17 protein-coding genes and 1 pseudogene are annotated in these 15,876 nt (G+C 51.8%); 8 read left to right on the forward strand and 10 right to left on the reverse strand.

What is annotated here, in order from left to right; genetic code table 11:
- Positions 1-32 precede the first annotated feature (32 nt).
- Positions 33-2,060, forward strand: a complete 2,028-nt coding sequence (locus CXF97_RS17820; protein ID WP_101159632.1) for a M3 family metallopeptidase — start codon at positions 33-35, stop codon at positions 2,058-2,060.
- Positions 2,061-2,068: 8 nt separating this feature from the next.
- Here CXF97_RS17820 and CXF97_RS17825 read toward each other — a convergent pair whose 3' ends face one another.
- Complete coding sequence (locus CXF97_RS17825; RefSeq protein WP_101159633.1) at positions 2,069-2,713, reverse strand: tyrosine-protein phosphatase; 645 nt, start codon at positions 2,711-2,713, stop codon at positions 2,069-2,071.
- Between the two features lie 275 nt (positions 2,714-2,988).
- Here CXF97_RS17825 and CXF97_RS17830 point away from each other — a divergent pair, with 275 nt between their 5' ends.
- The 3 genes from CXF97_RS17830 to CXF97_RS17840 are packed head-to-tail and all read left to right on the forward strand — an operon-like array spanning position 2,989 to position 6,836.
- Complete coding sequence (locus CXF97_RS17830; protein ID WP_101159634.1) at positions 2,989-3,735, forward strand: gluconate 2-dehydrogenase subunit 3 family protein; 747 nt, start codon at positions 2,989-2,991, stop codon at positions 3,733-3,735.
- A gap of 2 nt (positions 3,736-3,737) precedes the next feature.
- Complete coding sequence (locus tag CXF97_RS17835) at positions 3,738-5,522, forward strand: GMC family oxidoreductase (RefSeq protein ID WP_101159635.1); 1,785 nt, start codon at positions 3,738-3,740, stop codon at positions 5,520-5,522.
- Positions 5,523-5,534: 12 nt separating this feature from the next.
- Positions 5,535-6,836 carry a cytochrome c gene (locus tag CXF97_RS17840; RefSeq protein WP_101159636.1) on the forward strand — a complete coding sequence of 434 codons (1,302 nt, stop codon included), beginning with the start codon at positions 5,535-5,537 and terminating at the stop codon, positions 6,834-6,836.
- A 66-nt stretch (positions 6,837-6,902) separates the two neighbouring features.
- Here CXF97_RS17840 and CXF97_RS17845 read toward each other — a convergent pair whose 3' ends face one another.
- A complete protein-coding gene (locus CXF97_RS17845; RefSeq protein ID WP_101159637.1) occupies positions 6,903-7,205 on the reverse strand; it encodes a hypothetical protein in 303 nt (100 codons plus the stop codon).
- 246 nt (positions 7,206-7,451) lie between these two features.
- On the opposite strand from CXF97_RS17845, the pseudogene CXF97_RS17850 reads away from it, so the two are divergent.
- Both CXF97_RS17850 and CXF97_RS17855 read left to right on the forward strand, forming a co-directional pair.
- Positions 7,452-7,700, forward strand: a pseudogene (locus CXF97_RS17850) (radical SAM protein); the annotation flags it as partial.
- Between the two features lie 131 nt (positions 7,701-7,831).
- On the forward strand, positions 7,832-8,146 hold the full coding sequence (locus CXF97_RS17855) for a hypothetical protein (protein ID WP_101159638.1): 315 nt from the start codon (positions 7,832-7,834) through the stop codon (positions 8,144-8,146).
- Between the two features lie 262 nt (positions 8,147-8,408).
- Here the strand turns inward: CXF97_RS17855 and CXF97_RS17860 are convergent, their stop codons facing one another.
- A complete protein-coding gene (locus tag CXF97_RS17860; protein WP_101159639.1) occupies positions 8,409-9,131 on the reverse strand; it encodes a recombinase family protein in 723 nt (240 codons plus the stop codon).
- A 136-nt stretch (positions 9,132-9,267) separates the two neighbouring features.
- Positions 9,268-9,486, reverse strand: a complete 219-nt coding sequence (locus CXF97_RS17865; protein WP_101159640.1) for a helix-turn-helix domain-containing protein — start codon at positions 9,484-9,486, stop codon at positions 9,268-9,270.
- A gap of 73 nt (positions 9,487-9,559) precedes the next feature.
- Here CXF97_RS17865 and CXF97_RS17870 point away from each other — a divergent pair, with 73 nt between their 5' ends.
- Both CXF97_RS17870 and CXF97_RS28050 read left to right on the forward strand, forming a co-directional pair.
- Positions 9,560-10,033, forward strand: a complete 474-nt coding sequence (locus CXF97_RS17870) for a hypothetical protein (RefSeq protein ID WP_028621458.1) — start codon at positions 9,560-9,562, stop codon at positions 10,031-10,033.
- A gap of 79 nt (positions 10,034-10,112) precedes the next feature.
- On the forward strand, positions 10,113-11,195 hold the full coding sequence (locus CXF97_RS28050) for an SPOR domain-containing protein (protein ID WP_157830909.1): 1,083 nt from the start codon (positions 10,113-10,115) through the stop codon (positions 11,193-11,195).
- A 468-nt stretch (positions 11,196-11,663) separates the two neighbouring features.
- Here CXF97_RS28050 and CXF97_RS17885 read toward each other — a convergent pair whose 3' ends face one another.
- The 6 genes from CXF97_RS17885 to CXF97_RS28255 form a co-directional block, all read right to left on the reverse strand.
- On the reverse strand, positions 11,664-11,900 hold the full coding sequence (locus CXF97_RS17885; protein WP_101159641.1) for a hypothetical protein: 237 nt from the start codon (positions 11,898-11,900) through the stop codon (positions 11,664-11,666).
- A 23-nt stretch (positions 11,901-11,923) separates the two neighbouring features.
- The gene (locus tag CXF97_RS17890) at positions 11,924-12,385 is read right to left on the reverse strand and encodes a hypothetical protein (RefSeq protein WP_101159642.1); all 462 of its coding nucleotides are present in this window, start codon (positions 12,383-12,385) and stop codon (positions 11,924-11,926) included.
- A 12-nt stretch (positions 12,386-12,397) separates the two neighbouring features.
- Positions 12,398-12,622: a hypothetical protein gene (locus CXF97_RS17895; protein ID WP_101159643.1), complete on the reverse strand. Its 225-nt coding sequence runs from the start codon at positions 12,620-12,622 to the stop codon at positions 12,398-12,400.
- A 169-nt stretch (positions 12,623-12,791) separates the two neighbouring features.
- Positions 12,792-14,198 (reverse strand): hypothetical protein, encoded by a 1,407-nt coding sequence (locus CXF97_RS17900; protein ID WP_157830910.1) that lies wholly within the window; start codon positions 14,196-14,198, stop codon positions 12,792-12,794.
- Positions 14,164-14,355 (reverse strand): hypothetical protein, encoded by a 192-nt coding sequence (locus CXF97_RS28055; RefSeq protein WP_131672167.1) that lies wholly within the window; start codon positions 14,353-14,355, stop codon positions 14,164-14,166. Before CXF97_RS28055 ends, CXF97_RS17900 begins: the two co-directional genes overlap by 35 nt.
- 79 nt (positions 14,356-14,434) lie before the next feature.
- Positions 14,435-14,602: a hypothetical protein gene (locus CXF97_RS28255; RefSeq protein WP_178081210.1), complete on the reverse strand. Its 168-nt coding sequence runs from the start codon at positions 14,600-14,602 to the stop codon at positions 14,435-14,437.
- Between the last annotated feature and the right edge of the window lie 1,274 nt (positions 14,603-15,876).

A 15,876-nucleotide genomic window follows, 5' to 3' on the forward strand; every position in this document is an offset into this window, starting at 1 on the left:
GAGTTTTTCAGCCTACGGTCAAGGAAGACGCGATGCCCCCTGCCAACCCCCTGCTGCAACGCTGGCAACTGCCGGCCTGGTCCGAGATACAAGCCGAACATCTGATCCCCGCCTTCGATGCCATCGTTGCTGACAACCAGCGGATCATCGCCGAGGTGATCGCCACGCAGACCGTCCACCCGAACTGGGATGATCTGGTGGTCGCCATCGACGAAGCCGACGCACGGATCGCCGAAACCATCGCCATCGTCGAAGTGCTCGACACGGTCAAAGGCGCTGACCCCGAATGGCTAGCGCAAAGCGCGCAGTGCAGCCTGACAGCGAAGCGCTACCGCTCGCAGAAATTTGCCAACCTGGCGCTTTATCGCACGTATCAAGGTCTGGAGCGGAGCCCGATCGCCGCTAGCTTCGATGCGTTTCGCAAGGCATCGCTGGCCAAAACCCTGCTCGGTTTCCGTCTGACAGGCATTGAATTGCCCGCCGAACAACGACAGCGGCTGGCCACGCTTACCGGCGAAATTGACCTTCAACAGCAAATATTCTTGATCAATCTGCAGCGCAGCAACGCGGCCTGGACCCGTCAGATCGACGACATTGCCACGCTTGATGGGCTGTCTGTGGAGTTCAGGGATCGATTGGCGCTCAACGCGCGTCAGGCCGGAAAAACCGGCCGGCTGCTGACGCTCGATCACAACACTTATGAATACCTGATGAAAAATGCGCGCGACCGCCGTTTGCGTGAGGCGTATTTTATCGCCTTCAACACCCGGGCCTCGGATCAGGGGCCGCATGCTGGCCGGTTTGACAACGGCCCGGTCTTGCAGAAACTGCTCGCGCTGCGCCATGAGCAAGCCCGATTGCTCGGGTTTGAGAGCTTTGCTCATTTGCGCCTTTCCCAGCAAATGGCTGCCTCACCGGTTCAGGTCGAAGCGTTCCTGAAACAGCAGATCGCGCACAATCAAGCAGCGCTGGAACAGGACACACGGGTCTTGCAGGCATTCGCCGCAACTCATGGAGTCGAAGAGTTGCAGGCCTGGGATTTCGACTATTTCGTTGAACAATGGCGCCAGCAGCATTCGGCGAGCGCACTCAAAGGCCTTCGCCAGTATTTCGCACTGGACGAAACGCTGAACCGGTTCTGCCAGTTCATCGAGCATCTGTTCGGCGTCAAACTGACCGAGCGCAAAGACCTCAGCCATTGGCACGAAACGGTGCGGCTATTGGAAGTCAGCGAATACGATCAAGTCATCGGCTTTATCTACATCGACCTCTTTCATCGTCAGGACGCACCCGACTATGCCATGACCCACACCGTGCGCGACCACCATATCAATGCAGAAGGTCGGCCGGCCCTGCCGATCGCCATCCTCCATTGTAATTTTCCGCCCATCAGCGGCGACCACCTCGGCGTGCTGTCGCACAAGGATTTGCGCGTACTGTTTCACGAGTTCGGGCATTGCCTGCAGCATGTGCTGACCCGCTCGCCTCACCATAACCTTTCGGGTATCTCGCAAATGGGCCGTGACTCAGCGGAATTCGCCGGGCAGCTATTCGAGCAGTTCAGCCTGTCGGACGAGCTTCTTGAGTGGCTGTCCGCGCATTACCAGAACCGTGTGCCGTTGGGCCGTCCGCGGATCAACTCAGCGCTGACCGCCCTCGCAGCGCACACCAGCCGCGATACCGCGACGCTACTGCTCGAGTCACTGCTCGATCTTGAATTGCACCGCAGCGAGGCCAATGGCCGCAACGTACAACAGTGCTTCGACACGGTGCTGCAACAGATACCGCAGCTGAACCTGCCGGCCTATTGCCGGTTTGCCAACGGTTTCGATTATCTGGTCACCGGTTACGAAGCCTCGGTGTACGCCTACAAATGGTCAGGCGTGCTGGCATCCGAAGCGTTCAAGCGCGTCGAACGCGAAGGTGTGTTCAACACACAGACCGGTCGCGGACTGCGCGAAGCGTTTTTCTCCGGCGAATCGGTTTCGCTGCCGGACGCAATGGAGAAATTTCTCGGCCATCCAATACCTGCCGAACCCTTTGCAGCACGGCCGGATTAATCCGCAGGCTACTCGACGTGGGCCGACTGGAACCAGCTTTTCATGGAGCAGGTGGCGAAGGCGCTGGTGCTGCAATCACCGTTTGCCAGCGCTGTGCGCAATTTGTCGACATCCGCCTGCATCATGTAGCGAATCCCGTCTTTGAAATGGGTGCTGTCGCCGAAACCGCCTTGGGTCATTTCGCTCAGGGCGTCCTCTTTGCTCCACCCCTGCACCACGACTCGATACATGGCCGCCATCAGCCCGCTGCGATCGGAACCGTGCTTGCAATGCATCAACACCGGGCCGCTGGCTTCGGCCGCCTGGATGGCGCGCAACGTCTTGAGCACGTCGCTGTCGTCGACATGATTAGTGCGATACGGCAACTGCACTTGCCTGACCCCAGGCGTAGACAGCCAGTCGCTGTCGGTTTCAGGCAGGAAGTTGATCACCGTGGCCACATGCAGACTGTTCAGCAATGGCACCGCGCCTCGGTTCGGCAGGGCGCTGCGATACAGGGTCGGCGACATGCGGAACAGATTGAACTGCGCCTCGACCGGCTGCGCCCACTCGGGCGGACGAGGCGACGCCGCGTCGGCCGCCTGCGCGGCGCTGCCGTACAACAGCGCAACAAACGAAAAACACAACGCGGGGAACAAGTGCACTCGAGACATGCTGGGCTGACCGATTCGGCAATCTTCATGGAAGGAGTTGCAGCTTCGCGGCTCAGCGGTCAATGCGCCGTGAGCCGGCCGTCAAAGAAATGTGAATCGTCGCCTCACGGGCTTTTTTCCGCCCAAACGGTTTTTCTTGATGCTTAGCCTGCTACCATTTGTCACATGATGTTGCAGACGTGGCGCCCATAGTCGGGCCAGAAACTCGTCATCGCGACGCACCATTCCTCGAGCCGCTCGCAGAAGCGGCTGACTTTTATGCCTGATGAGGTCCCATGTCTGATCAAGATCGAGACAACCCGCGGCGCGAGTTCTTGCGCAAATCCTTGACCCTGATTCCGGTGGTCACGCTCGCCGGTACTGGCCTGGGCAGCAGCGTGCTGCAAGCTGCACCTGAAACTGCGCCCGCCAAACCTGCGGCCCAGCCGGTTCGCGCCGAGGCCGGCGAGTACCAGCCCGGCTATTTCACCGCTGAGGAGTGGGCATTCATCAATGCCGCCGTCGCGCAATTGATCCCCAACGATGCTCAAGGCCCCGGTGCCCTCGAAGCCGGCGTGCCGGAATACATCGATCGTCAGATGAACACGCCGTACGCCGCAGGCGCGCTCTGGTACATGCAAGGCCCGTTCAATGCCGACGCTGCGCCTGAGATGGGCTGGCAGAGCAAACTGGTACCCAAAGACATTTACCGCCTCGGCATCGCCGCAACGGATCAGTGGGTTAAACAACTCAGCGGCAAAACTTTTGCCGAGCAAGACAGCGCTACCCGAGACGATCTGCTGAAACAACTCGAAGCCGGCACGCCGCAGTTCGACGCGGTACCGGCGAAGATTTTCTTCAATTTGCTGCTGCAAAACACCAAGGAAGGCTTCTTTTGCGACCCGATCCATGGTGGCAATAAAGGCATGGTCGGCTGGACCATGATCGGCTTCCCCGGCGCCCGCGCCGATTTCATGGATTGGGTGGAACGCAACGAGCAATACCCCTTCCCGGCAGTGTCGATTCGCGGCGAGAGGGCGTAAGCATGGCAACGGTAATGAAGAAAGTGGATGCAGTCATCGTCGGTTTCGGCTGGACAGGCGCGATCATGGCCAAGGAATTGACCGAAGCGGGCCTCAACGTGCTGGCGCTGGAGCGCGGGCCGATGCAGGACACCTACCCCGACGGCAACTATCCACAGGTGATCGACGAACTCACCTACAGCGTGCGCAAAAAACTCTTTCAGGACATCTCCAAAGAGACGGTGACCATTCGCCACAGCGTCAACGACATCGCCCTGCCCAACCGCCAGTTGGGCGCGTTCCTGCCCGGCAATGGCGTCGGCGGCGCCGGCCTGCACTGGTCGGGGGTGCACTTTCGAGTCGATCCGATCGAATTGCGCATGCGCAGCCATTACGAAGAACGCTACGGCAAAAGCTTCATTCCCAAGGACATGACCATCCAGGACTTCGGCGTCAGCTATGAGGAGCTGGAACCGTTTTTCGACTTCGCGGAAAAAGTCTTCGGCACCTCCGGCCAGGCCTGGACCGTGAAGGGCCAATTGGTCGGTCAGGGCAAGGGCGGCAACCCCTATGCGGCGGACCGCTCCAATCCGTTTCCGCTTGAAGCGCAGAAAAACACCGTGTCCGCACAGCTGTTCGGCAAAGCGGCTACAGAAGTCGGTTACAAACCCTACAACCTGCCTTCCGCTAATACTTCTGGGCCCTACACCAATCCCTACGGCGCACAGATGGGCCCGTGCAATTTCTGCGGTTTCTGCAGCGGCTATGTCTGCTACATGTATTCCAAGGCGTCGCCGAACGTGAACATTCTGCCGGCGCTCAAGCCGCTGCCGAATTTCGAACTGCGGCCCAATTCCCATGTACTGCGGATCAATCTCGACAGCAGCAAGAGCAAAGCCACTGGCGTGACGTATATCGACGGCCAGGGCCGCGAGATCGAGCAGCCGGCGGATCTGGTGATTCTCGGCGCCTTTCAGTTGCACAACGTGCGTCTGATGCTGCTCTCCGGGATCGGCAAACCCTACGACCCGATCAGTGGTGAAGGCGTGGTCGGGCGTAACTTCGCCTACCAGAACATGGCCACGATCAAGGCGTTCTTCGACAAGGACACCCACACCAACAATTTCATCGGCGCTGGCGGCAACGGTGTGGCGGTGGACGATTTCAACGCCGACAACTTCGACCACGGCCCGCACGGCTTTGTCGGCGGTTCGCCGATGTGGGTCAACCAGGCCGGCAGCCGACCGATTGCCGGCACCTCGAACCCGCCGGGCACACCGGCGTGGGGCAGTGCGTGGAAACGCGCCACTGCTGATTACTACACCCACCAGGTGTCGATGGACGCCCACGGCGCGCATCAATCCTACCGTGGCAACTACCTCGATCTCGACCCGGTGTACCGCGACGCCTATGGTTTGCCGCTGTTGCGCATGACCTTCGACTGGCAGGAAAACGACATCAAGATGAACCGTTTCATGGTCGAGAAAATGGGCAAGATTGCCCAAGCCATGGGCCCGAAAGCCATCGCGGTGATCGGCAAGCAAGTCGGCGACCATTTCAACACTGCCTCGTATCAGACCACGCACCTCAACGGTGGCGCGATCATGGGCACCGATCCGAAGACCAGCGCGCTGAACCGCTACTTGCAGAGCTGGGATGTGCACAACGTGTTCGTCCCGGGCGCATCGGCGTTTCCGCAGGGCCTGGGCTACAACCCGACCGGGCTGGTCGCGGCGCTGACCTACTGGTCGGCGAAAGCGATCCGCGAGCAATACCTGAAAAACCCCGGCCCGCTGGTTCAGGCTTAAGGAGCGATGACCATGAAAAATTTCGTTATCGCCACCCTCGCCCTGCTGGGCAGCACCGCAGTTTATGCGGCGCAAGCTGATCAGAATCTGATCAAGCAAGGTGAGTACCTGGCCCGCGCCGGTGACTGCGTGGCCTGCCACACGGCCAAGGGCGGCAAGCCCTTCGCCGGTGGGTTGCCGATGGAGACGCCGATCGGCACGATCTACTCGACCAACATCACCCCGGATAAAACCGGCCTCGGCGATTACAGCTTCGAGGACTTCGACCAGGCCGTGCGCCATGGCGTGGCCAAAAACGGCAGCACCTTGTACCCGGCGATGCCGTATCCGTCTTACGCACGGGTCAATCAGGCCGACATGCAAGCGCTGTATGCGTACTTCATGCACGGCGTCGAACCGGTGGCGCAGGAGAACAAGGCCAGCGACATCCCGTGGCCGCTGAGCATGCGCTGGCCGTTGATGGGCTGGCGTTGGCTGTTCGCGCCGAAAGTCGAGGATTACAAGGCCACTTCAGACGACCCGGTGATTGATCGCGGGGCGTACCTGGTTGAAGGCCTCGGCCACTGTGGCGCCTGCCACACGCCGCGCGCGCTGACCATGCAGGAAAAATCCCTGAGCGCGGCGGACGGCAGCGAATTTCTTGCCGGCAGTGCACCACTCGAAGGCTGGATCGCCAAGAGCCTGCGCGGCGATCACAAGGATGGTCTGGGCAGCTGGAGTGAAGGGCAACTGGTGCAATTCCTCAAGACCGGGCGCAGTGATCGCAGTGCGGTGTTCGGAGGCATGAGCGATGTAGTCACCCACAGCATGCAGTACATGAGCGATACCGACCTCACCGCGATTGCCCGTTATCTGAAATCGCTGCCGGCCAATGATCCAGCGGATCAGCCGCACCAATACGACGAGAAAGTGGCCAAAGCGCTTTGGAATGGCGATGACAGCCAACGCGGCGCATCGGTGTACATCGACAACTGCGCGGCCTGTCATCGTACTGATGGCCATGGCTACACCCGAGTGTTCCCGGCGCTGGCGGGCAATCCGGTGCTACAGACGGACGATCCGACTTCGCTGATCCACATCGTGCTCAAGGGCGGAACACTGCCCGCGACGCACGCCGCACCCTCGACATTTACGATGCCCGGTTTCGCCTGGCGTCTGTCGGACCAGGAAGTGGCGGATGTGGTGAGTTTCATTCGTGGCAGCTGGGGCAACAAGGGCGCGGAAGTCAGTGCCAAGGAGGTTGCGCATCTGCGCAGTGAAGATATGCAAAACACGTCCGGGGATGATCTCGGCCAAGTCACTCAACACAACTAAAAATAAAACCTTGCATGAAATATTCATGCAGGGTTTTCATTTATGAGGTGTTAGCAATAGTTGTGCTTACGGATTAATGATTGCCACATAAGCTTCGGCCAATGCGATCAACTTTTCCTTGTCATCGCTATCAATGTCACCGTCGCCGTCGACATCTTTCTTGTCGGTACGAATGGAGAAGGTCTTACCCTTGTCGGCCGATACCGCTACGACGTAAATCGAATCGACCAGAGCCTCGGTCGATAGCTGTTGCTCTGCATCCCAGCCCAGTTCCTTGCGCGCCAGTTGCAGTGAAACAATAGTGTCGGAGTCGGTGATACTCGGCTGCATCATTTGCAGAAAAACACCGCGTTGGTTCAAATACGACATTCAATCAAATCCTTTTAATTAGTTGGCCGGAGTCTGTTGCCGGTAGTTCCAGAGCCTATATAGGGAACCTGAGATCGGCAATTAGGCATCTGTATCTTCACTTGTCGTTAATCAAGCAAAAAATATATCCGTCGCAAACTTCATCAGCCAGCGGCATGGCCATTTTCGATAGCATCGCTGAACGCTACTGGATCACAGCGCACACCCTCGGATACTGTATGCATATACAGAGCAGAGGTTCGTTCGATGATCACTCCAGTACCACCCCGCGGCCGCGGCACCGCCACCAACCCGCACAACCGCTTCGCGCCCAGTCGTTCGGTGGTCGAGGATGATGGCTGGTATCAGGAAGTGCCGCAGACGCAAAACACCGAAGTGATCATCGAAAAAGCCAAATCGATCATCAGCCGCAACACCTCGCCGGATCTGCCCTTCGACCGCTCGCTTAACCCCTACCGTGGCTGCGAGCATGGCTGGCCGTACTCAACAATTCGTACCGATACCGAACGTTGATATACCTTTGCGGCTATTGATTCACTAAGCAGAAATTACTCCCATCCCTAGAAATTCGACTGCTATACCTTCCCTCAAGGCGAATCGCCGGACAAGAAAATATGGAGCAGGAAATGATTCGGAATATCGTCGTAGTCGGGTTGCTGGGTTTTTCAGGATTGGCGATAGCTCAGTGGGGAGACGTGGAATACAACGCCACGTTGAAAAAGGAATACATCTACTGCGGTAGCCAAAAGTCGCTAGACGAATTCGGGGCCTTTGCGCAGGACGGGGATGAGGACGGAGCGAACAAGATGGTCAGTGACGGTAAATGCCGTATCAGCTCGGGAATGAAGGTGCGGGTGTTCCAGGAGAATGACTATGCGGCCAGCTTCCTGTCGCCCAGTGGGAAAGCTTTCTACACCTATAAAAAATGGTTGAAGAGGTAGTGAAAAAGCTACTGAATCAGCGAGGGTGGAAATGCGCTTAGTACGCGAATAAAAAAGCGAATTTGCATCCTTTTTAAATCGGCAAATATGGTCGCTTTGGGGTGGCCCACTGGCTACCCTTGACGTTGAGACGGAAGAGGCACTAGAACACCTCAGAGGGGCTGAAACTACCTAGATAAGAGGGTTCCTGAGGGTGTTCACCTTATGCTATCGGTGGTCTTCATCCGGTGCTGTGTCACGCACATCAACAAGAAAGAATGCATCAGGCGAAAGTCAGTCCAAGAGTCCGCATTACACGGCTTACCTGCATCGCTGACCATTCCCCGCCACGCGCAGTGACAACCTTCTTGCCATTCAAGCATTCAGCGACTTGTTGTAGCGAAGTGGCGCCACGACGGATGCAAAGTTCGATAGGGTCGTGGAGTGACGCTGCGAAGGCGGATACACGCGCCTGAACAGACTCTTGAGCTTTTGCCCGGTTAGCGTCTGTACGGCCCTTGGCTAACGCGTCTGCTCTGTTCTGTACACTTTGCATGGCTTTTGCGATGCCGCTATCTGCGTTGGCTTTCAGAGTCGCTAGGGTGTCTTTTGTACGGTCGCTGATGAACTTGCGCTCCTGTTCAGCAAGGGCTGCGAACAGATGCAGTTGGAACGGGGTTGCGTCTGGCATCGTTGCTACCTTGAAGCTTGTCTGTTCCATCAGACGGGCAATGTGATGCACCGAACGGGATAGACGGTCCAGTTTGGCTACTGCGAGCACAGCGCCTTCCTTCTTACACGCTTCCAAAGCCTTTGCACCTTCAGGACGATCCTCGATAGCGAGCTTGCCTGACACCACATCGGTGAAGGAACCGACCACTTCCCAATTGTTCGCTAGCGCAGCACGCTCGATGTATTCCTTTTGAGAGTCGAGACCCAATCCACTGTCGCCTTGAGACTTTGTAGAAACACGGTAGTAGGCAATCACACGTACTGGCTTGTTCATCGTCTTGGCTCCTTGGCAGACAGAATGTCTGGGCTAGGAATCCATAATAACACTTCTACAACGTTCGTTCTAGATTTGTTATGCGGTCATTCGTCGATCTGTTTGTAGAGTTTTCGCCTTCAGGGGGGGCGGGGATTTAGATATCAGTAAACAAGACCGACAGATCAACCTTCAATGCGTCTGCCAAAGTCTGGATCGCGTCTAAGCTTGGGTTGGCTCCACCAGTCTCAATACGGCTCATGTAGGTTCTGGCGAACCCACACCTATCCGCGAAGGCTTCTTGAGTCATGCCAGTAGCAAGACGAAGCTCACGAATTCGATGGCCGAAGCGATGGCGGAGGGAGGGAGAAGGCATTCCCGTATCGTGTGCCGATGTGATCTAATCGTGAACACACTAATCGTGACATCTGGGCTGAAAGGAGCAATTTATGAACGGACTCCAGCTAAGAGCAATGCTTTGTGGGTCGTTCCTATTCACCAGCGTAGGGCTGGCTCAGGCAGATCCACCTGCAAGTATAAAGGTGGGAGAGAAATACACTGAAACTCAAATGGAAAAGCTGGTTTCTTACAAAGTCGAAGAAGGTTTAACGATCTTTGTCAAAACAGAGTACGGCCACCTAAATTACGGAAAGCCCGTCAATAACGACCTTTTTCTAATCAGCGAGATTTCAGCACCACCCCGGAAAAGTCTTGGCGAAGCCATTGGTATGGTCAGGTTGCAGACAGGTCAAGTCGCCTACCTGAAAACCGTTGATTGTGAATATTTTGAAAAAAACACGTCCAGTGAAAACAAAGAAACCTACCGACTCTTTGACTGCGAGTTAAAACCTAACCCTAGGGCGTATGGTGGGAAACCTATGAAAGTCTTACGTAGTATTGATGGGTCAATTAGTTTTCAATGAGCTTCGCGGCGTTAGTGCCTTGGCTGAAGTGCGATGTTTTTATAATTAACGCGTCCGTGTGTATAATTAAGGTGCAAAAATGGCTCTTATTGACTGCTATGAGTGCGGGAAGAAAATCAGTGATGTAGCTCCAGCTTGCCCAAGCTGTGGGGCACCAGCAACTAAGCCGGCTAGTGGTCAGATAGATGGCAGCTTGAGAGCACTACCTAAGCCATCAAGGACTTTGGGTTTTGGGCTGTTTATGGGAATCGTTTTTGCACCATTCATATTCTTCTGGTTTTTACTCAGAGATGGCTATAGCAACAAGGTCAAGGCGTTGGGGGTGTGCTGGCTTGTTGTATTTGTTTATGTATATTTGAATGCTGGAACTGGGGTTAAAGATCTTCAGGCCGTTGATACAAAGTCATCCAAACCCGTATCAAAGCTACAGCAGCTGGAGGAAAATTATCCTGATAGCAGTGCGACGTATAACGATGTTAGCTCAGAGGTTGGCTGTGCTAGCAAATATAGCGATCAAAAGAAAGACGATATTTTTGATAGCGACTTCAAAAATCGCTGGATGGTCTGGACGGGCATAGTTGTTTTAGCTGACGCTGACGATGTTTCGCTCAACGTAGACGGCATCGGAACTCAAGATTTGCAGGTTGATTTCCTTGATAAAGGAGCCGGCTATAATTTAAAAAAAGGGCAGAAAGTAAAAGTTCGATTCTTGATGACGAGTGCTGGGGGTTGCTTCCTTCCGTTTTCTGGTGACTATGCGGTTATAGACGGCCAGCGTGAGTACGGAAAACCGGGTGATGTTTTTAAAGATGTAAAAGAACAAGAAAAGGTATCAGAAAACCAGGATGAAGATTACAACCCGTCAACTTTCAAGTTTAAATCTGACGTTCATAAGGCTGAGAACGCTATATCACAAAATATTAGATGGACCGTCCAAGTCGCAAGCTTATCCAATCTAAGTATTGCTGAGCGTCTAAAGCTAAAACTACTTGGTCTAGGGTATGAGTCGTATATAGTCACTAAAGAAGGTATTAATCGGGTTTTTATTGGGCCGATTCAGGAGCGTGCTGAGGCTGAGAGAATTCGTGATCAGTTAGTGCGACAGAATCAATTAAAAGGATTCGTAGCCAGATATCAAAATCCTGAAACGCCTACTGAATAATTCTCAGTATAGGGAGCAACGCAATCAGCCGAAACCTTTAAAACAAAAAACCATAGCGGGTCATTGGATACGCTGTCGCGCCTCCAAGATAGTCATTTTACTCTCTAGGCGATTGGTCGTGTTGTCCAGTCGTTCAGATAGGGTGTTTAACCTCTGTTCCTCGTATGCGGCCTGTGAAAGTTGAATCAGCCGTTGCTGTGCGAGGTCGTGCGTTAGGTTCGCTACCTGCTCCATTGCTGCCTGTGCCTGGCTGTATGTGTGCAACGTGAACATGAGCGTTGTGGCAGCGATTGCTATCACTGCTGCACTAATTATGTAATTTATTTTTGTATTAATTGTATTATCTCGTGATTGTGGAGCGGAAACCGTCCGTGCTTGATTAATATAATATTGACGTCAATAAACATGGCATCTTGAGAGATGAAGGGAGGGTGTCAGTCTCCCTATCTCGGTTACTTAATTTCCTGCTTAATCCTGTTTAGGATACTTTTTCAAAAGAATCTCCTTCGTGTGATCCACGTACTCCGTTGGCTTGCTCGCTTCAAGAAGCATATCTACATAGATTTGGATTTCCTCATCTGACAGTTTAGGCTTTACAGCGGCTACTGGTTCATCAGACTTTTTGGTCTTCGCAGTCTTGCTGAAATACTGAGTGCTTAGAAGTTTCTCTTCGCGGGTCTTTGGAAATAAAACGTTTTTCATCATATTGTAGCTCCGTGCTTATTAGATTAATTGGTGCTGAGGTTTTGAAAGTATTCTGCGGCTTGCTGTGCTGCATCAGCTCGAAGCTTTGCTTCTTTATCTGACTCTTTCTTCGCCTCCTTGTCCTTCTGAGCTTGATACAATTGCTGCTCAAGAATACTTTGCTGACGTTTCTTTTCGTCTTCCAATTCGCGGAGGTACAGAGCTTCGGTTTGCTTAGCCAAATCAGCCAGCAATTCATCGATATTTGTTTTGAGCAGATAGACAGTTAGTGAGATTGTCGATTCCGGTTTGTGATGTTCGGACAAACTACGACCTTCTTTGAATAGTGTTTCCAGTTGCGGCATTAGAATAGAAGTAGGGCCAGAGAATCGGTCAACTGCGTTGTAGCTACGTAGGAAGGTGAATTCGGCATTAGCCAATCGCTTGTCCAATACTTCTTTAGAGAAAGCGAAGGTTTGCAGAGATACGTGCTGGTGAGTAGTCATAATTGTTTTTCCTTATTGAGCGTTGATTTGTGATTTGAGGATAGGGCTGGACTTGATTAGATCTTTGGTTTTTACATCACCTGTCGTACTGAATTTCTTCAACAGCTTGTAGGCGACGATATCAACACCATCAGCTTTTACGACATTAATGTTATTGAGTTGAAGCATTTCTACTGACTGGTCATCGAGAAGAGCAAGGCTTGTGAAGCCTGCGTTTGATACAAACATTTCTTTCATTGTTATTTCCTTTTATTATTGATGCCGTATTGGCTTTGTGTAAGGCAGGGGACTGCCTTGTATCTTGTTCAGCTAAGAACAGAATTTGTTATGTGTATGTTTGTCTGGAGGCCTTGTGAATCAAGGCATAGGGCGTGATGGTGAATTATCTTTTATTACTAGTCGTCTGTTAGAAGTCTACATAGATTGGCTCGATGAATCTCCTTAGATTAGGGTTTGAGGGGTTAGGCTGATAGTCCTCTTCTACCTGTATGTTTAACATCGAGTAGTCAAACTCGTCTGTGCCACAGACATAGTTGAAGCTTTCAAACATGGCCAGTTCAGCATTCGCTAATTTTGCTTCTTCCAAGTACTCGTATTCCTGAAGCTTGGTACACAGTCCTAACGAGATGATTGCATCCTGCACTGTGGGCACTTGCTTATAGAAACGTTCATACTGGTCGGTGTGATACTTTTGAATACTATCGTTGCTTCGGCTGTAGTCTGGTGATAGATCGGTGACGAAAAGATATTTACGGAGCGTATTCAACACTAGCTTTTTGTCTACCTGATTGCCCTGCATTGCCTGAAACGTCTGAAAGCTTACGAAGTCACGGAGCTTGCTTGCATCCATTCCCTCTCTGAGCTTCAGCGGTGCCCACACAGCGGCGTAAGGCCTTTCCAGGAGGCTGCTAAGGCCTTCCTGTTCAGGTTCACGGCTGAGCCACGCACCCACTGCCCGGAGGACTGGAGTGAAGAAAACAATGTTGTCTCTATGGGTTCCAGCGGGAAGCTGTTCACTGAGTCGAATACTTTCATCCAGCGCCACTATAATCGAACGCTTTGAGCTTAAATCCATCTCGTACAATTCTTTGTTTTCAAAGGTTGCACGCATCTTGTCTAATTCCCGCTTGCCCTTCTTTTCAAGTTGAGTAAGTGTAAATCCGCAGTCAGGCATATTTTTATTAATCCAGCGTGCCTGGGAAAGTCGAGGAGATGTATCAATCTTGTTATTTTCAGCGTATTCAATCAACACGGCCCCCAAATACTTAACTACTTTTGCCAGCACGTCTTTATCTGACGTGTCATCTGCAATCAACCATTTCTGTTTTAGGCTTGCTCTGCTGACTGACAGCCCCATACCTTCATATGACTTGTTTGAATGCACCTGATTGGCTAGCGCCGGGGCAATGAATAGATTATGGGGATGTAAACAACCGACTGAGTGAACGCCCTTCACAGGGCTCATATGAGCCGTATGAAACTTGCTTGTCCTGCTTTCGGGGTTGTACGCATATGTCTTGTACTTGTAATTGTATAACTCAAAAAGCTGGGTGAGCGTCTCAGGAGTATGGCCTTGTAAACATTCTACCGTTCCTGCACGGCGTACTTCACGAGAAAGCCACAACCAGTGTTCAGATACAGGTAGACGAGCAATTCTCTTTTCAGCCTTGCTAAGTCGAGTTGACTCTTTCTTGTTTCTTGCAGCTGCGTTGTTACTTGCTACGCGGCAGGTTGAGGTGCAGTATTTGCTTTTGTATTGTGTGGTGATATACGCAGTATCACAGTAGCTGCAAATCTTGTTTCGCTGGACCATCTTCTACCTCACGAGGGGCTTGTAGTTTGATTAATTTAAACAGTTTATCTATTGCTTTGTTGCAGGTATGTGTAGGACTGTCATAACCCCACATCTCCATTAGCTCAAGCAAAGATGTTGTGGCTTCTTGAGACAATGAAACCTTTATCTTTTTCATATATGTATCACCTTGGGTTGGCTGTAGATCAATTAAGACGCGGGTTGTAGGGCTAAGACTTATTAATCTTTATTACTACTTACTTCAATCGAGCAAACTCTTCCTTAAGCTGCTGATGAAGGAAGTGTCTTCGAATTATCGCGTGCATCATTTTAGTGAAGTTTGGATAAAGCTCGGCCTCTTGTTCGAGTAGTTCAATCAGATCAGGAGGAAACGCTACCTTTATAATCTGTGTTTTAGCGGTCATCAGTTAACTCCTAACACGGAAGAGAGAGATTGGTTAAATTCATTGACCTGTTCGGGAGTCCTGAGAGCCTTCAGTGCCTCTTTAATTTGAAGGCGGACTTTTTTACGTGCCGCATAAAGCTTCGCAGTACAGTTGTTGTGGCAATGTCGGTGGTTCTTGTTCGTCGGTTGAAAAGGGGCTTGGCAAATATCGCAGTTCATATTTATTCCTCGGTAAGTTTCGGGTTTGGTTGATTAAGGTCGATCCGTAATCCTGAACCAGTTCTACAAAGATCTTTGTATTCGGTAATTGATAGCTTTAATGCTTGGCGGTCAATATGCCATCGCCTATAGCAAGAGCGTGCTCCACATAGAAACTTCTTCGCCGATAGAGCGTGGTAGGGTTTTCCACAGCACAAGCATTGCCTTGTGGTTTGTATAGCCATTAGTTTTCCTTCTTTTGTTGTAATTACTTTTCGACGGACACAGCAAAACGGCACAATAAGCACCGTGAGGGTGGTAAATTCTTTTCGGCAGTTAATAAAAAAGGCTGAATAGTGGACTAAACAACCTTTAGATAAGACTTGAGCTTTTTAAAACATCAATACAGCAGCATATAGCCGAAGACGCTGGTTATGATGTTCTTTTAACGAGGGGTATGCGAGAGGATGGAGCGAAGTTCTATCAGAACCGAATTTGCTTTGTTTCTGAATTGAAGATGTATCTTCTCACACTTTATATTGAAATTACAACCCTTTGGGTAAATAATTAAGACTATTTAGTTATATATATGTAACAACTTATTACTTGTTGCGAGTGATGTATGATATTGGTTGTCTAGCCTAAATTATTTGAGATTTAAAAGGGTTTGATTCTGTATGTATTGATCTACTTATTAAATCTATATTTCTCTATATGCCTTACTAAATCAAAATGGGTTCAGGAAGGAACTTTGGTTAAAGCTACCCTTACCCAGCCGTACAGAATTAATCTGCCTAAGACCGAGCAAGAGCGTTAACCGAAAGCCCTACCTATTCCATTACCCGTGAAGCATTAGATGCCATCAAAATTGGGACGAGGTGAGTTGAGTCTGAGTATTCAGATTCTTACAGTCTACACGGGTGGGTAGCTGCCTTTGGAGTTAGGACACTGTTAATGCCTAACCTAGTCAGATAGTGTTCACACAGCTTTAGCAGAGCTGCTGGGGGGTGCTGACTTGAAGCTCACCCATCGACCTTTCCCATCTCACAGTAGGTCGCTATTTAAGACTGTTGCTGCCAGTTCATGCAGGAAGCC

Source organism: Pseudomonas sp. Choline-02u-1 (genome assembly GCF_002836515.1).
Taxonomy (GTDB): Bacteria; Pseudomonadota; Gammaproteobacteria; order Pseudomonadales; family Pseudomonadaceae; genus Aquipseudomonas.

Excerpts from the sequence above, each read along its gene's own strand:
- CXF97_RS17825 (WP_101159633.1), bottom strand. The coding sequence starts at position 2,713 with ATGTCTCGAGTGCACTTGTTCCCCGCGTTGTGTTTTTCGTTTGTTGCG.
- CXF97_RS17860 (WP_101159639.1), bottom strand. The coding sequence starts at position 9,131 with ATGAACAAGCCAGTACGTGTGATTGCCTACTACCGTGTTTCTACAAAG.
- CXF97_RS17895 (WP_101159643.1), bottom strand. The coding sequence starts at position 12,622 with ATGAAAGAAATGTTTGTATCAAACGCAGGCTTCACAAGCCTTGCTCTT.
- CXF97_RS17835 (WP_101159635.1), top strand. The coding sequence starts at position 3,738 with ATGGCAACGGTAATGAAGAAAGTGGATGCAGTCATCGTCGGTTTCGGC.
- CXF97_RS17870 (WP_028621458.1), top strand. The coding sequence starts at position 9,560 with ATGAACGGACTCCAGCTAAGAGCAATGCTTTGTGGGTCGTTCCTATTC.
- CXF97_RS28055 (WP_131672167.1), bottom strand. The coding sequence starts at position 14,355 with ATGAAAAAGATAAAGGTTTCATTGTCTCAAGAAGCCACAACATCTTTG.
- CXF97_RS17855 (WP_101159638.1), top strand. The coding sequence starts at position 7,832 with ATGATTCGGAATATCGTCGTAGTCGGGTTGCTGGGTTTTTCAGGATTG.
- CXF97_RS17840 (WP_101159636.1), top strand. The coding sequence starts at position 5,535 with ATGAAAAATTTCGTTATCGCCACCCTCGCCCTGCTGGGCAGCACCGCA.
- CXF97_RS17830 (WP_101159634.1), top strand. The coding sequence starts at position 2,989 with ATGTCTGATCAAGATCGAGACAACCCGCGGCGCGAGTTCTTGCGCAAA.
- CXF97_RS17900 (WP_157830910.1), bottom strand. The coding sequence starts at position 14,198 with ATGGTCCAGCGAAACAAGATTTGCAGCTACTGTGATACTGCGTATATC.
- CXF97_RS17885 (WP_101159641.1), bottom strand. The coding sequence starts at position 11,900 with ATGATGAAAAACGTTTTATTTCCAAAGACCCGCGAAGAGAAACTTCTA.
- CXF97_RS17845 (WP_101159637.1), bottom strand. The coding sequence starts at position 7,205 with ATGTCGTATTTGAACCAACGCGGTGTTTTTCTGCAAATGATGCAGCCG.
- CXF97_RS28050 (WP_157830909.1), top strand. The coding sequence starts at position 10,113 with ATGGCTCTTATTGACTGCTATGAGTGCGGGAAGAAAATCAGTGATGTA.
- CXF97_RS17865 (WP_101159640.1), bottom strand. The coding sequence starts at position 9,486 with ATGCCTTCTCCCTCCCTCCGCCATCGCTTCGGCCATCGAATTCGTGAG.
- CXF97_RS17820 (WP_101159632.1), top strand. The coding sequence starts at position 33 with ATGCCCCCTGCCAACCCCCTGCTGCAACGCTGGCAACTGCCGGCCTGG.
- CXF97_RS17890 (WP_101159642.1), bottom strand. The coding sequence starts at position 12,385 with ATGACTACTCACCAGCACGTATCTCTGCAAACCTTCGCTTTCTCTAAA.
- CXF97_RS28255 (WP_178081210.1), bottom strand. The coding sequence starts at position 14,602 with ATGACCGCTAAAACACAGATTATAAAGGTAGCGTTTCCTCCTGATCTG.